The following is a 14,775-nucleotide window of genomic DNA, read 5'->3' as shown; positions in this document are numbered from 1 at the left end:
CGGCAATGCGCTGAACAACAACCTCATCGGAAACGCTGCTGCCAACACCCTCCTGGGCGGCGCCGGCAACGATCTGCTTTCCGGCGGTGCCGGTACGGATGTGCTGAACGGCGGTGCCGGTGCGGATGTGCTGAACGGCGGCGGCGGACAGGATATCCTGTCGGGGGGCACCGGCGCCGACCGGTTCGTGTTTACCTTTGCAACAGATACAGAGGTGGGTACCGCAGCACGCGACGTGATCCGCGATTTCGAGGTGAACGTGGCGGGCGAACTGATCAACCTGTCTGGAATTGACGCCATCGCCGGGGGGGGCAACGACGCCTTCACCTTCCTCGGGACCGCCGCCTTCAATCAGGCGAACGTTAACGGCGGCTTGCGCTACTTCCAGCAGAACGGCAACACCATCATCCAAGGCAGCACTGACGATGATATAGATGCCGAGTTCGAGATCGAGCTGACAGGCCTTTACACCCTAACAGCCAACGACTTCATTTTGTAAAAGGGTTAACCGAGGCCATAAACTTTGAAACACCGAGCCGGGGGTGTCATGCCAGTGCCTCCAGCTCAAACTTATTATCTTCACGCCTTTACATAGGCGGGCGGGATCAGCCGCACGTCATGACCCACATCGCCGACTTCACGGCCCAAGAGGTGGGCACCGCCACAAGCTTTCATCGGCACGACGCGAGAGGACAGTTGGCTGAAGCTCCAGCACCTGCGCCCGCCGTATCTTCTTGCGCAGAACGGCGCGACCTGCGCCGCCCGCTCCATGCACCTAGTTGCAGTCCCCCTTGGCATACGGATACCGTCAGGGGGCGGTCACATCATCAATGCTGTCCCGGTGTCTGCTTCGGTCGCCCGAAGGGTGGCTGCCTACCCTTGGCCCCACCCCTCGGCCTTTACCAGCTGGTCAGCACCGAGCCTTCGTATTTCTCGTCGATGAAGGCCTTCACCTCGGCGCTGTGATAGGCCTGGACAAGCTTCTTGGCCCAGTCCTGATCCTGGTCACCCTGGCGCACCACGATGATGTTCACATAGGGGCTGTCGGCCTTTTCCATGCCAACTGTGTCTTCGTTGGGATTCAGGCCGGCCGCCAGGGCATAGTTGGTGTTGATGATCGACGCATCCGTGTCGGCCAGCGACCGGGGCAATTGCGCAGCGTCCAGTTCCAGGAACTGCAGGTTCTTGGGGTTTTCGGTGACGTCCAGAGGCGTGGGCACCAGGCCCGTGCCCTCGGCCAGTGTCAGCAGGCCCAGGTCTTGCAGGATCAGCAGCGCGCGGCCGCCATTGGTCGGATCGTTGGGGATGCCGATCTTGGCGCCCTCGGGCAGGGCGTCGAGGCTTTCCAGCTTGTCGGAATAGATGCCCATGGGCGTGGTGATGGTGGTGCCGATTTCCACCAGCTCAAATCCCCGGTCCTTGATCTGGTTTTCCAGATAGGGGCGGTGCTGGAAGCTGTTGGCCTGGATGTCGCCATCGGCCAGGGCCGTGTTCGGGATCACATAGTCGGAAAACTCGACTACCTCGATATTGAGGCCCATGGGCTCGGCTACCTTGGCCACTTCCTCCATGATTTCGGCATGTTCGCCGGGCGAGACGCCGACCTTGATGTCTTCGGCCATGGCAGCGGCGGCGGAGAGCGCTAGGGCGGAGGTCAGGGTAACAAGACGCAGCATCGGACGATTCCTTTCTTGTCTGCGAAGAAAACCTTAGCGGCCCCGGTTGCGGGGCGCGCGCTTGTCGAAGCGGGCGGCGATCCATTCGCCGATGCTTTGCACCAGTTGCACCAGCACGATCAGGATCACCACCACGGCCAGCATCACGTCGGGCATGAAGCGTTGGTATCCGTATCGGATCCCCAGGTCGCCCAGGCCCTCGCCGCCCACGGCGCCGACCATGGCGGAATAGCCGATCAGGCTGACCACGGCCAGCGTCAGGCCCAGGGCGATGCCGGGCCGGGCCTCGCGGACCAGGACCTTGGTGATGATCTGCATTGGCGTGGCGCCCATGGCGCGGGCGGCCTCGATCAGGCCGACATCGACCTCGCGGATGGCGTTTTCGACAAGGCGTGCGATGAAGGGGATCGCGGCCAGGGTCAGCGGCACGATGGCAGCATTGGTGCCGATGGACGTGCCGACGATGGCGCGGGTCAGGGGGATGATTGCGACCACCAGGATGATGAAGGGCACGGACCGCGTGGCGTTGACCATCAGCCCCAGCACCTTGTTCGCCCAAGGGGACGACAGCAGTTCGCCCCGCTGCGATGTCGCCAGGAACACCCCCAGCGGCAGGCCGAAGACGGTGCCCAGCACGGTCGATGCCGCGACCATGTACAAGGTCTGCAGCGTCGCTTCCCAAAGAAGCCAGATCAGGTTAGCGGACATGGCCCAGCACCTCGGTCAGAAGCCCGTGTTGTTCCAGATAGGCCCGCGCCTCGGCGCCCCGTGCGGCATCGACGGAAATCAGCAAGTTGCCGAAAGGGTGGGGCCCCACCTCCTCGATCGCGCCGGCCAGAATGTTGCTGGCAATGCCCTTTTCGACGGCCAGCTTGGACAGCATCGGGTCGGTCGCATGGTTGCCGGCGAAAGTCACGCGGATCACTTCTTCGGACGGACCATCAGGGCGGTGGTCCAGCAGCCGCCCGGCGATGAAGGCCGGCAAAGCCAGCCCGGTCACGCCTCCAAGGAAGGACCGCGTGGTCGGATGCGTGGGCCGGGTGAAGATGTCGTAGGTGGGGCCGCTTTCCACAATCCGGCCCCCTTCGATCACCGCCATGTGGCTGGCGATGTCGCGGACCACGGCCATTTCATGCGTGATCAGCAGGATCGTCAGGCCCAGGTCGCGGTTGATGTCGGCCAGAAGCCGCAGCACAGTCTGCGTGGTCTCGGGGTCAAGCGCGCTTGTCGCCTCGTCCGACAAGAGCACCTTGGGCTGCGTAGCCAAGGCGCGCGCGATGCCCACGCGCTGCTTCTGCCCGCCCGACAGTTCCGCCGGATAACGCCCGGCTAGGCCGTCCAGGCCCACGCGGGCAATCAGATCGGCGACGCGGGCGCGTATCCTGTCGGCAGGCTCTCCCGCGATTTCCAGCGGCAGGGCAATGTTGCCGGTCACGGTGCGCGATGCCAGCAGGTTGAAATGCTGAAAGATCATCCCGACTTCGCGGCGGATGGCCCGCAGCGCAGTGCTGTTGGCGCGGCCCACGTCGTAGCCCGTCACCGTGACGGTGCCGCTGGTCGGACGCTCTAACCCGTTAACCATACGTAGCAGCGTGGACTTCCCCGCGCCCGACCTGCCAATGATGCCGCAGATTGCGCCCGGTTCGACATGCAGTGTCACGTCCTCCAGCGCCATGATTCGGGCGCCGCCCGGCCCTGCAAAGGCCTTGCCGACCTTTTCGAAACTAATTGCCGCATCCGCAGCGGTATTGCCGGTCATCCGCTTCGTCCTTGCCGGTCTGCTCGCCCTGGACCGGGGTTGCCCCAATCGAGCGCGGGGCGCAAGGTGGGCCAGGAAATCGGCTGGCCGCGGGCACTTATCCGGTGCGGCTTCAGACCTCTTGTTTTTCAGCCCTCGCGATGATTCAAGCTCCGCAAGGAGACCTGATCAAGGAGCAATCTTTTCTGGCTGTCCGACGCGCAGATGGCACGCTTGCGGCCGTTTGCTGGAAGACAATTTTGTAGACTGTCTTCTGATCCGCCTTACTTCCCAAGAGCCATGGCAAGCCTCGCGCCGACGATCGGCGTGTGCTCAGCGGCGTAATCTTCGTCAACCGCCACGGGTTGGGATGGTGCGATGCGCCCAGAGAGTATGGTCCGGCGAAGACGCTTTATAACCGTTGGAAGCGGTGGAGCGACAATGGGGTCTTCGCCCGGATCATGATGGGTCTGGCTGCCGAGAGTGCCGAGAGCAAGACGATCATGATCGATGCAACCTATCTCAAAGCGCATCGCAGGGCTTCCAACCTGCGTGCCAGAAAAGGGGAGCGTGGACGCCAGATCGGGCGCAGTGCGAAGATCAGGAAACGTTCCGTGGATCGTTTGCCTGAGCATAGGTGACATGAACACCAGTCGCATGCTGTCACCAATGCGAAAGGCAGACCCATCCACCTCTTCATGTCAGCCGGTCCGGTGAGCGACTACACCGGTGCGGCAGCGCTGCCGGGCAGCCTGCCCAAAGCCGAGTGGCTGCTCGCGGACCAGGGCTATGATGCAGACTGTCTGAGAGAGGCCAGGGGGAAAAGAGGATAAGCCTTGTATTCCCGGCAGGTCATCCCGCAAGGAGACTGCGAAATACGACAAGTGGCGTTACAAGCGGCGCAACCGTATTGAGATCATGTTCGGGAAGCCCCAGGACTGGCGCCACGTCGCCCCTCGATACGACCGCTGTCCAGACCCATTTCTCATCCATCGCCCCTGCCGCAACCGTCCTGTTCTGGCTTTGAAGATCAATGAGGCTGGAGTCTAGACAGCGACGTGCTGACACTGCTTGTTTCAGGCTCGCGAAGCGGTACAACTTCCTCCGGTGGCATTACGGCGTGATGGTCGTTCTGGGAGTGCTGGCGTTTTATGCTTTCACATTGGCCAAGCTTTCTTCTTCGTAGCCTGCGGCAAAGGCTTGCTAGGGCGCAGAGAACCGCAGTCCCCAATAGCCCCGCCCAGCCGCCGGCGACATAGCCTAGGACGATCCCCCAAAAAGACGCGTCTTGCAGCCATGCGGCCACTGCCCCCGCGAAGGAGCCGGCTAGGATCAGGATCAGGACTAGGACGACCATAGGACAATTGGGCAAAGGGTGGAGCCGGCACTTGCCGCAGGGAAAGCCATACTCAAGGACGCCTTGTAGAATTTTATGGTCAAATACGTAGTTCACCATAAAGTAGAGTTTATTAAAAATTAATTAAACCATTGGATGTGCTTGATCTGAATTTTAACCCAATCTCGCAATCCTGTTAGCTCTTATGGCTACTGGTTAGCATTGCGGGCACGATCTTTCCGAGTTCTGCTGGTTGGTAGGCGCTCTGACCAAAGACGTGATCACCAAATCCGATCCGCAAGCATAGGTTCGGACGATTTCGTGATCTCGGTGGGGCCAGTCTACTTGGGATTTAGGATGCCTGGTGAGAATCTTGTCACCCTTTACTATGACTGTTCCGAGCGGAACGGCGCTTTCCCATGTCCTGCTGCCTTATTCGCTGGGTATTGTCCGCCCCCAGGGGGGTATGGTGGTGCAGACTTGCAGATTACGGTGCTGCCGTTGCCTATAAGGCGACGGTCGTAACCGGCGATGCCACCCATTTACGCTTCACTGGCTGCCGGATCGCGGCTCCTTTCACCTGACAGATCAGCGAAGGAAACTAAAGCTGCGGTTCACGCCAAGATACACCTGTTCCTCGTCGTCGCGTTCTCCGTCGCTGTCCTTGCTACGGATGACGCTGGCCCCGGCGACCAGAGAGAAGTCGTTCGGCAGCGCATGATTGTAGTTGATCCCGAACGATACCGACCGCGCATCCTCTCTGTCACCAGATTGCACTTCGCTTTCGCGGTAACGGATATTGGTACCGATGCTGGACACGTTCGAGAGCTGACGGCTGTAGCTGGCGGCGATGTCGGTATTTAGCGCCTCGTCCCCGTCGTTGTCCGTGACGCCCGCCCGGCGCAGCGAGGCTTGGAACTGCGATAGCTGGTCAATTTGCTGGTCATAGGCGATCTGGAAGATCGAATCGTAACTGCCCTGAAACCGTGTCACGCCGATCTGGCCCGACAGGTTGTAGTACCGCAGATCCAGTGTCCGGCCGATGCTGAAATTGTCACGCCGCCCGGACGTGCCGGGTTCCGATGACAAGGCCAGCGACCAGTCCCCCAAGGGCCGCGACCGGGTTAGGTCCAGGCGCAGCGACGGGCCTTCGGTTTCCTCGAGGATGCCGTTGTCATTGCGGCGGATGCTGGTGCGGGCCAGTTCGACATCCAGGTTGGTCAGCTTGTCCACCTGCAGGGATGCACCCGCGCCATAGCGGTTGGTTCGGCTGTCGTCGATTTCGCCGTCCGTGCGGCTGGCCGCGGCCAGAATCCGGGCGCGGATCGAAGACGTCGGTTCCAGATAGAAGATGATGTTGCCGTTGCGGGTTTCGCTGTCGTCCAGATCGGGATCGGTGGTGTCGGTGTAATCGCGTCTCAGCCAGGACAAGCCGAATTCGCCCCCGAACTTTGCTTCCCGTCCAAAGACATAGGTTAGGCGGGCATCCGTCTGCGCTACGCGCCCGCCATCCACGGTAACAAACTCGTTGCTGATGTCGTCGAACAGGATTTCTTCGTCTAGGTCGTTCTCGCGATAGCCAAGCTGGGCCTCGATGGCAGAGTTGCGGGCGCCGCGCCGAAACAGCAACCGAGCCTGCGGATCGCCCAAGGCGAAGTTGCTCTCCTCCTCGGGGTCGTTCAGGCGGAAGGGCGCGGACAAGTTAAATTGCAGTGTCTGGACCCGGGTGCCGGTGCGCAGGATCACGTCCAGAGGCGTAATGCCGATCAGGTTGCCGTCCTCAAGCGCGATCTGCTGGCCTAGGGTCAGCCGCGCCTCGGGGGCGGAGGGATCAGTTTCCTGGGTCTTGCCCATAAGGGGATGGAGGGCCAGAAGCCCTGCGATGCCTGCCGCCGCACCCAAACGCCGCATCTTCGTCACTCGAACAGGCCGCGTTCGGGAATGATGATGACGTCGCCTTCGACCAGGACGGGATCAAGGTTCATGCCCGCCCCGCGCATGATTGCGGCATAGTTCACTGTGATCACCTGCCCCGGCGTTCCCGCGCGGCGCAGTTGGATACGCTTGGTCGCGGCAAAGGGCGTCAGCCCGCCCGCCTGAGACAGGGCCTGCAGGAAGGTAGTGCCGGGCAGCACGGCCTTGGGTCCGGGGGCGCCAGCCTCGCCCATGATATAGATATTGACCACGTCCTCCTCGACCTCTGTCGGCAGGACAGGTTCGATCAAGGGGGTAGCGGTCACAAAGACCGTGGGCGGCGCTGCCAGGACACCGGCCAGCGACTGGCTGATCTGGCTGCCCACCGTCGTGGGCGTCTGGCCCGCGACCCGGATGCTGCCCGCATAGGGGAAGTCGATGGTTCCGCTGGGCAGAACCACCAGGGTCCGGTTCAACGACGGATCCTCCAGCACCTCGACCGACAGCCGGTCCCCGGACTGGATGCGGTATTCCTGCGCCATGGCGCCATTGGTAAAGGCCAGCGGCAGCGCCAGCAGTGCGGCCAGAATGAAACGCAGCAGGATCGTCATGGATCAGTCCCTTCAAACTGTTTCCCGTTTGGCACGCGCTTGGCGTTTTTCCATCCGGGATTACTAATTATCACAATGCCATGGGCATAGGGTTTAAGGGGCGGAAAAAATAAGCCCCTGTCACTCTAGGATCACAGGCCCGCCCCCCGCATTCAAGATGATGGAAAGGTCAATTCGTGGCCTGCCCCTCTGTTGGAACTGCCGCCGGAACCGCCGCCGAGGCGCCCTCTACCGGAGCGGGCGCGTTCAACCGGGCCAGCGTTTCGCGCGCGGCCGTGATCGACTGGCCTTCCTGGCCCTCGGGCAGCATGTCCAGGCCCTTTTGCAGCTGGGCCTTTGCGGCCTCGGTCTCGCCGACAGCGGCCTGCACGATACCCAGATGCAATTGCACAATGGGATCGGTGGTCAGGGCCTCGGCAGCCCCTTCCAAATAGGGTAGGGCCGCAGCGCTTTCGCCGTTCAGGTGCTGGATCCAGCCATAGGTGTCCATGAAGGCGGGCACGGTGGTGTCCTTTAGCCGCCGTGCCACGGCCGAAGCGCGGGCCACCGCCGCCGGATCGTCGGATTTCCAGGTCGCCAGCAGGCTTGCAAGGTTGTTGGCGACGATGACCGAGGAGGAATCGCGTGCGTAAAGCTGGTTATAGATGGCAATGGCGCCGTTGATGTCGCCCTTGCGTTCGATTAGCCCAGCCTTGGACCACAGCAGGTCAGAGCTATCGGGAATAGCAGCCAAGCCCTTCTCGGTTAAGGCAAGTGCTTTGTCCAGGTCGCCTTCCAGTGTGGCCAGGCGAATCAGGGTCAGATGGGGCTGCAGGTCCCCCGGCTCTTCCTCTATCAATACCTGAAGGGTTTCACGCGCCATGTGCAGGTCACCATCGGCCGCCTGCGACAGCGCCAAGGCCATGCGTGCAGGGCGGCTTTCAGGATTGGCCACCACCAGCTCCTGGGCCAGTGTCAGGGCGGGCTGTATCCGGCCGGATGCCAGCTGAGCACGAATCAGGCTTAATTTGGCGCCCATATTGGCATCCGCCGCCATGGCCTGTTGCTCCAGATAAGCCATGGCGGCGGCATTGCCTTCCTCATTGGCAAGCTTGTTCAGTTCTAGCCGGTCGGCGGCGGTATTAGCCTGCTCGGTGCCGATCTCGCGCAGGCGGGCGATCACGCCCTGGGCGCGCGGCAGGTCGGGCATGGACAGGTAGACTTGGCCAAGTGCCGTCAGCAGATTCAAATTGCCGGGCTCCAAACGCAGGGCGGGAAGGATCGCGTCCTCGGCCGGGCGCCAGCGTTCCTCGGACATCAGCCGAGTTGCTAGGCGCAAGGTTTCGGTCGGAGCATTGCCCGATGCGGCGGCGGCCTGCGACAGGTAGTCGCGCGCCAGATCCGGTTCGCCCGCCCGCTCATAGGCATCGGCCATCAGGCTCATTGCCTCGGCGTCCTGGGGGACTTGGTCCAGGGCCGTACGCAGCGACAGGATGGCATCGTCCACCCTGTCTTCCTGGATATCCCAGGCGGCCTTCAGCTTCAGGGCGCCGGGATGACCGGCATTCTGGGCCAAGACCGTATCGACTTCCTGGCGCGCGCCAGCCAAGTCGCCGGTTTCTCCCAGCATCCGCGCCAGCTGGATGCGCACATCGCGCGAAACGTCTGTTGGTTCGGTCTGGCCGTCCAGAACCGCACGGATCTCGGCAATGGCCTCGGCCTGCTTGCCGTCCCGGAAGTCGAAGCCTGCGCGCAGCGTGCGGAACAGCAGGGGATCACCTCCTTCGGCGATGATGCGGTCCAGTTCGGCCCGCGCGGCCTCCACGCCGCGCTGCATCTCGACGAAGCCGACAAGCGTCGCACGTGGGCCAGGATCGTCGGCGGGGGCGGCATCGGCTTCTTCGCGCAGGAAAGCCTCAGCCTTGTCAGGCTGCTTCTGCGACAGGTAGAAGCGGACCAGGTCGCCCTTGGTCTGTCCGTCCTCGGGGAACTTGGCAATGGTGGCACGAAGATGCGCCTCGATGGCCGCATTGTCGCCGCGTTCAGCCAGAAGCGCCAGCCGCTGCCTGTAGCGCTGCGGACTGTCGGGCTGCAATTCCAAAAGCCGCACGGTCAGCCGGTCGGCTTCGTTCAGATCGCGTTCCGCCGCCGCCATATCCAACAATATGCCCAGAAGCAGGATATCATCGGGGTGGTCGGCAGCCATGCGGACTACCTCTTGGGCCAGGGTCTCGCGCGCGCTCTTGTCCTCGGCTCGGGTGGCGTCGCGGAACCGGCGGACCAGATCTAGCACCTGCACGTCCGGATCCTGGGGCGCAATCTCGACCGCGCGAGTGGTGTGGCGGTCAAATTCATCGACCTGCTGTCCGTCAAAGGCCAGCCGCGCTAGAGCGATGCGCGTGGAAAGATCGTCGGGATACTGTTCGGCTAGGCGCAAGTACTGACTGTAGGCTTGGGCCGTGTCGCCGCGCTCGCGATAGGTTTCGGCCAGGGTTTTGCGGGCCTCGTAATGGGCGCCGTCGATGTCGAAGACGTTGCGGAACTGCACGATGGCCCGGTCCGCGTCGCCCTGCTCGAGCAGCTCCAGGCCGGACTGGTAATATTCGTCGGCTCTTTCGGCGGATGTCTTGCAGCCCGCAAGTGACAGGCCCAAGCCAAGCGCCAGGGTGGTGGATAAAAGAAGGCGGCTACCTCGCCAGGCGGGAAGGGAACAGAAGAAAGCGTCTGCAATCATGATCGGACAGGTCTCGTCGCGTTGGGCGCAGGGACCGACGTTCTGACGGCCCGCAGCGGGGATGACGCGGTCTCAGTAACCCGTGCCGCGCAGAACCACCACTACCGTCCTGATCAGGATCTTCAGGTCCAACCAGCAGGAGAGGTTGCGGTGATATTCGTCATCATAGCGAACCCTTGCAACAAATTCCGATTCATTTCGCGCTGAGATTTGCCACAAGCCTGTGATCCCTGGGCGCAGCCGGTAATAGGCCCGTCCGTAATACAGGTGCCGCTGGCTGACCATCATCGGACGGGGACCGACCAGCGACATGGTGCCGTTCAGCACGTTCAAAAGCTGAGGCAGTTCGTCCATCGAGGTCTTGCGCAAAAGCCGACCGATCCGGGTGACGCGCGGATCCTGTTTCAGCTTCTGCGTGCTGTCCCATTGATGCCGGGCTACTGGGTCGCAGTCCAGATGGACCTTCAGGCGGTCTTCGGCATCCACCACCATGGAACGCAATTTCCAAATGCAGAACACCCGGCCGTTCCGGCCAAGGCGCTTTTGCACGAAAAAGGGATTGCCCCCGTCGCAGGCCACCAGAAGCGCCATCAACAGGATTAGTGGCAAGGTGACGGGTGCGGAGAGCAGGACCAGTAAAGTTTCGAACACCCGCTTGGCACCGATGCGGTAGAGGCCCCGATCCTCGGTAACGTCGGAAAAGTCGGCATCCGGCAAAGCAAGATCGGCTTTGAAATCGGTCATGCGCGTGTTGATCGTCAAAATTCCCTCCATTGAGGAAAAACCATGAAAACTGTCCCCGGGAGGGTGACCAGCGAAAACTTCCGGAAACCGACACGGCCAGCAAATCAGACCCCGCCGCGGAAATGCCATTCCCGTGAACAAGGCAAGCCTAGCACGACATTTCAGAGACCTGAACGATTAGATTAAAAATTACTTAAATTTTGATCGAAGTTCATGTTTGTCAGCGCTCGTGCCTTTTTTCACGCTATCCAGAATGGCAGGCTTGGACTGGCTCTTCAATCTAGGGTAGAAATCAGGGCAGTGACGGCCTGTAGGTCCTTCCGACTCAGTGCTTTTGTCCTCTCTTTTGGGCAGGTGGCTCAGAACGGCGAGGCAGCAGGCTAGCAAATGTCTGCCCCGACAGGTATATCGGCCTTGTCGATTTTGGAGTGCGTGCGCGGTTGAGCCAGTTCTATCTAGACTATTATGGCTTTTCAGTCCGCCCGTTCTCGATCCTGCCGGATCCTGACATGCTGTTCTGGTCCGACCGGCACCGGAAGGCCTTTGCTGTGCTGGAATACGGGCTGATGACCCGCGCGCCCCTGACCGTCGTCACTGGAGAGGTTGGGGCCGGCAAGACCACGCTGATCCAGGCGCTGCTGCGCCGCGTCGATCCCGACATGCGGGTCGGGCTGATCTCGAACGCGCGGGGCGACCGGGGGGATTTGTTGCGCTGGATCCTCAACGCTTTCGAAATCGCTGTCCCGGCGGGAACCGATTACGTGGACATGTTCCAGGCCTTCCAAGACTTCGTGCTGTCCGAATACGCATCGGGCCGGCTGGTGGTCCTGATCTTCGACGAGGCGCAGAACCTAGGTGCCGAAACGCTTGAAGAACTGCGGATGCTGACCAACATCAACTCGGGCACGGACGAGTTACTGCAACTGATCCTGCTGGGCCAGCCCGAGCTGCGCGAGATTATCACGCGGCCGGAATTGCGCCAGTTTGCCCAACGGGTCAGCGCGACCTTCCACCTAAGCAGCTTCGATCCAGACACCTCGGTTGCCTATATCCGCCACCGGCTGCAAAAAGCGGGTGGCACGGGCGACGAAATCGACGGTGCCGCGATCGCCCGCATCCATGCAGAATCGCGCGGCGTGCCGCGGATGATTAACAAGATCGCTGACCTAGCCTTGGTTTATGGCGCAGCGGCCGATTGCCAAATCATCGGTGCCGACATCGTTGATGAACTGATCCGCGACGGGCTGATCCTAACGGCGGCCCTCGAACCTACTCTGCCCGAACGCCCCACCCGGCTGGTTCTGGCCCATGAACAAGAGATTAAGCGGGACGCGACATGATCGACTTGCGGTTTTACTGGTCCCTTCTGATGCGGCGGCTTCCTGTGATGCTGGCGCTTTTCATCATCTGTTCGGCTTTTGGCGCAGCCTGGGCGATCCGCGCGCCGGCCACTTATTCGACATCGGCCCGGCTGCTGGTCGAAAACCCCCGCATCTTGGAGAGCCGCGACAGCAGTGCAGATTCTGCCAACGAGATGCTGCAGGTAATCGAACAGCAACTCATGACCCGCGCCAACCTGATCGACGTCGCCAACAAGCTGAACGTTTTTGGTCAGAACAACACGCTGAGCGTGGACGAGAAGCTTGACGAAATGCGCGCCAACACCACCATCCGCCGGACGGGCGGACGAGATGAGGCGACAATGATGACTGTCAGCTTCACCTCGCCCGATCCGCGTATCGCCGCCGCCGTTGTCAACGAATTCACCACCCTGATCTTGGGATCGAACACCCGCAACCGCGTGGGTGTGGCCGAAAACCGGCTGGCCTTCTTCCAGCAAGAGGTCGAAAGGCTTGCCCAGGATCTGGATGGGCAGAACGCCCGCATTCTAGAATTCAAGCGCGCGAATGCCGATGCCTTGCCGGAAAACCTACAATACCGCCAAGACCGCCAGTCTCTGCTGCAGGAACGCATGGCCCGGCTGGAAAGTGACCTGGCCGTGCTGCAGGCGCAGCGGGCGGAGATGGTGCGGCTGTTCGAGCAAACCGGCAATGTTCCGTCAAATGCTGCGCCCCAGACCCCGGAACAGCAGCAACTGGTTGCCTTGCGGGCTGAATTGAACAGCGTTCTGGGCATTTATGCCGAAGACAGCCCCCGTGTTCGGACGCTTCGCAATCGCATTGCCAGCGCCGAACGCGCAGTTCAGGCACAGGGCAACCCGGCCGATACTGCCAACAGCGGAAACTCGCTTCTGGACGTGAACCTGTCCCAGATCGACAGCCGCGTGAGTGCGCTGCAGAACGAGATGGCGCAGGCCAACCAGGAACTGGAGAACCTGCGCGCTTCCATCAGCGCAACGGCAGCCAATACTATCGCGCTTGGATCGCTGGAACGTGACCATCAGAATATTCAGGACCGCTACAACGCCGCCGTGGCCAGCTTGGATCAGGCCCGCCAGGTTGAACGAGTCGAAACCTCGGCCCAAGGGCAGCGCATTACCGTGATCGAGGCGGCAAGCGTACCCGGCCAGCCGTCAGGGCCCAACCGCAAGAAGATCGCCCTAGCCGGGATCAGCCTAGGCTTGGGCTTGGCGGGCGGGTTCTTCGCGCTGATGGAGCTTTTGAACAACGCGATCCGTCGCCCGGCCGAACTTCGGTCACGCTTCCAGATCACGCCTCTGGCTGTCATCCCCTATATCGAGGGGCGGGCTGAACGCCGCAGGCGTCAAGCCGTTCTGATGGCCGCGATTCTGGCAGTGGCGATTATCATCCCGTTGGGTCTGTGGGGGATCCATACGCAATACATGCCGCTGGACATCCTGGCGCAGAAGATCGTCACCCGCTTGGGCCTGGGCTAAAGCGTGAAGGAAAAATCGGTTCATGGAAAAGCTTCAAGCCGCCATTGAGATTGCCCGCAAAAAGCGCGAGGCCGAGCGTGGCGATCCCCCTGCGTTGCCGGTCACGGCCGACGCACCCTCTACCGCTGCCTCCGATTCCGGCAAAATGGACCTGTGGTACGGCTTGGCCGAGGCGCATCTGGACCACGCGGCTCTGGTCCGCGCACGTATCCTGTCTCAAAGCGCATCTAGGGAATCGACGCCCTTCGACGTGCTGCGCACCAAGATCCTGTACCAGATGCGCCAGAACGGCTGGCGGCGGCTAGCCATCACCTCGCCCCTGCCAAAAAGCGGCAAGACCACAGCGGCGGTAAACCTAGCCCTAGCGCTTGGCCGTCAGCCGGAACTGCGGTCGATGCTGTTCGACTTCGACCTTCGTGCGCCTGCGGTCGCAGACAAGCTGGGATTGCCGCAGCCTCCCTCGATCGCACCCCTGTTGCGCGGGGAGCGTTCTTTTGCTGATCACGGCCGGCGAATCGGACTCAACCTAGCCCTTGCCCTGTCGGGAGAAGCGCAGACCGACCCGACCCGATTGTTGATGGCCGACACCACTCGCGACACCTTGGCCCAGATCCAGACGGATTATGCGCCCGACATCATGATCTTCGACCTGCCCTCGATCCTGATCGGTGACGATGCCCGTGCCTTTCTGCAGCATGTGGATTGTGCTCTGATCCTAGCCCGCGCTGACCAGACTCGGTACGGCGATTTCGACAGTTGCGAACGCGAGGTGGGTGAATACACCAACGTGCTGGGCGTGGTTCTGAACGCATATCGCTATGGCGACGGGCGGGTAGATGCCGAGGGGAGCGCCTGATCTGGTCCGGTAAGTCATCGGCCTTTTCGCCGTAAGGGCTTAATTTTGCAATTAGTACTACAGTTGCATTTCATGCGGGTTTTCTTCGATGAGCCTTTGCCGCTTGAGCCTGATGCCATCGGCGCCAGAATAACCATGCCAGGATGAATGCGGTTGGTGGAGCGCGGCTGAAGATGAGGCGCGCCACCAAGCGCAAAACCTCAGGTGTCGTGAGGTATGTCGGCGTGGTGTAAAGCTCGGGGTGAACAAAGGTCATGCGGCACCGAGATGGAGCGCCGGACTCGTTTTGTTCGGTTTTCCCCAACCGTCACGACGTTGCTCTGCCGTCAG

11 protein-coding genes and 2 pseudogenes are annotated in these 14,775 nt (G+C 61.5%); 5 read left to right on the top strand and 8 right to left on the bottom strand.

Features of this window, described 5'->3' with window-relative positions; genetic code table 11:
- Nucleotides 1-499: M10 family metallopeptidase C-terminal domain-containing protein (locus RAH32_RS20410; RefSeq protein ID WP_373429746.1), on the top strand; the 499-nt coding region annotated here is incomplete at its 5' end.
- An 86-nt stretch (nucleotides 500-585) separates the two neighbouring features.
- Here RAH32_RS20410 and RAH32_RS20405 read toward each other — a convergent pair.
- The 4 genes and pseudogenes from RAH32_RS20405 to RAH32_RS20390 all read right to left on the bottom strand — a co-directional run.
- Nucleotides 586-775: pseudogene (locus RAH32_RS20405) on the bottom strand (IS110 family transposase); the annotation flags it as partial.
- Between the two features lie 124 nt (nucleotides 776-899).
- Nucleotides 900-1,676, bottom strand: coding sequence for a MetQ/NlpA family ABC transporter substrate-binding protein (locus tag RAH32_RS20400; protein WP_306610244.1), 777 nt, complete (start codon nucleotides 1,674-1,676; stop codon nucleotides 900-902).
- 33 nt (nucleotides 1,677-1,709) lie between these two features.
- Entirely contained in the window at nucleotides 1,710-2,384 is a 675-nt protein-coding gene (locus RAH32_RS20395; protein WP_306610243.1) for a methionine ABC transporter permease, read from the bottom strand.
- On the bottom strand, nucleotides 2,374-3,435 hold the full coding sequence (locus tag RAH32_RS20390) for a methionine ABC transporter ATP-binding protein (protein ID WP_306610242.1): 1,062 nt from the start codon (nucleotides 3,433-3,435) through the stop codon (nucleotides 2,374-2,376). Before RAH32_RS20390 ends, RAH32_RS20395 begins: the two co-directional genes overlap by 11 nt.
- A 204-nt stretch (nucleotides 3,436-3,639) precedes the next feature.
- Between RAH32_RS20390 and RAH32_RS20385 the strand changes: the two are divergent.
- A pseudogene (locus RAH32_RS20385) lies at nucleotides 3,640-4,441 on the top strand (IS5 family transposase).
- A gap of 897 nt (nucleotides 4,442-5,338) precedes the next feature.
- Here RAH32_RS20385 and RAH32_RS20380 read toward each other — a convergent pair.
- From RAH32_RS20380 to RAH32_RS20365, 4 genes are all read right to left on the bottom strand, one after another.
- Nucleotides 5,339-6,661, bottom strand: coding sequence for a hypothetical protein (locus RAH32_RS20380; protein WP_306610241.1), 1,323 nt, complete (start codon nucleotides 6,659-6,661; stop codon nucleotides 5,339-5,341).
- Nucleotides 6,662-6,666: 5 nt separating this feature from the next.
- On the bottom strand, nucleotides 6,667-7,275 hold the full coding sequence (locus RAH32_RS20375; protein WP_306610240.1) for a polysaccharide biosynthesis/export family protein: 609 nt from the start codon (nucleotides 7,273-7,275) through the stop codon (nucleotides 6,667-6,669).
- Between the two features lie 169 nt (nucleotides 7,276-7,444).
- Complete coding sequence (locus tag RAH32_RS20370; RefSeq protein WP_306610239.1) at nucleotides 7,445-9,907, bottom strand: tetratricopeptide repeat protein; 2,463 nt, start codon at nucleotides 9,905-9,907, stop codon at nucleotides 7,445-7,447.
- 153 nt (nucleotides 9,908-10,060) lie between these two features.
- A complete protein-coding gene (locus RAH32_RS20365; RefSeq protein ID WP_306610238.1) occupies nucleotides 10,061-10,861 on the bottom strand; it encodes a sugar transferase in 801 nt (266 codons plus the stop codon).
- Nucleotides 10,862-11,172: 311 nt separating this feature from the next.
- Between RAH32_RS20365 and RAH32_RS20360 the strand changes: the two genes are divergently transcribed.
- From RAH32_RS20360 to RAH32_RS20350, 3 genes are read left to right on the top strand one after another with little or no spacing between them, the layout of a single operon-like run.
- On the top strand, nucleotides 11,173-12,072 hold the full coding sequence (locus RAH32_RS20360; RefSeq protein ID WP_306610237.1) for an ExeA family protein: 900 nt from the start codon (nucleotides 11,173-11,175) through the stop codon (nucleotides 12,070-12,072).
- A 29-nt stretch (nucleotides 12,073-12,101) separates the two neighbouring features.
- Nucleotides 12,102-13,589 (top strand): GumC family protein, encoded by a 1,488-nt coding sequence (locus tag RAH32_RS20355; protein ID WP_306610236.1) that lies wholly within the window; start codon nucleotides 12,102-12,104, stop codon nucleotides 13,587-13,589.
- Between the two features lie 22 nt (nucleotides 13,590-13,611).
- A complete protein-coding gene (locus RAH32_RS20350) occupies nucleotides 13,612-14,445 on the top strand; it encodes a CpsD/CapB family tyrosine-protein kinase (RefSeq protein WP_306610235.1) in 834 nt (277 codons plus the stop codon).
- Nucleotides 14,446-14,775: the final 330 nt, after the last annotated feature.

The sequence above is a fragment of the Paracoccus yibinensis genome, from assembly GCF_030846195.1.
In the GTDB taxonomy this organism is placed as follows: domain Bacteria; phylum Pseudomonadota; class Alphaproteobacteria; order Rhodobacterales; family Rhodobacteraceae; genus Paracoccus; species Paracoccus yibinensis.
This window is presented reverse-complemented; position numbering and strand designations above follow the sequence as displayed.

Bases quoted from the DNA above. Each gene is read 5' to 3' on its own strand.
- RAH32_RS20400 (WP_306610244.1), bottom strand. From the start codon at position 1,676: ATGCTGCGTCTTGTTACCCTGACCTCCGCCCTAGCGCTCTCCGCCGCC.
- RAH32_RS20390 (WP_306610242.1), bottom strand. From the start codon at position 3,435: ATGACCGGCAATACCGCTGCGGATGCGGCAATTAGTTTCGAAAAGGTC.
- RAH32_RS20365 (WP_306610238.1), bottom strand. From the start codon at position 10,861: ATGGCATTTCCGCGGCGGGGTCTGATTTGCTGGCCGTGTCGGTTTCCG.
- RAH32_RS20375 (WP_306610240.1), bottom strand. From the start codon at position 7,275: ATGACGATCCTGCTGCGTTTCATTCTGGCCGCACTGCTGGCGCTGCCG.
- RAH32_RS20350 (WP_306610235.1), top strand. From the start codon at position 13,612: ATGGAAAAGCTTCAAGCCGCCATTGAGATTGCCCGCAAAAAGCGCGAG.
- RAH32_RS20380 (WP_306610241.1), bottom strand. From the start codon at position 6,661: ATGCGGCGTTTGGGTGCGGCGGCAGGCATCGCAGGGCTTCTGGCCCTC.
- RAH32_RS20395 (WP_306610243.1), bottom strand. From the start codon at position 2,384: ATGTCCGCTAACCTGATCTGGCTTCTTTGGGAAGCGACGCTGCAGACC.
- RAH32_RS20355 (WP_306610236.1), top strand. From the start codon at position 12,102: ATGCGGCGGCTTCCTGTGATGCTGGCGCTTTTCATCATCTGTTCGGCT.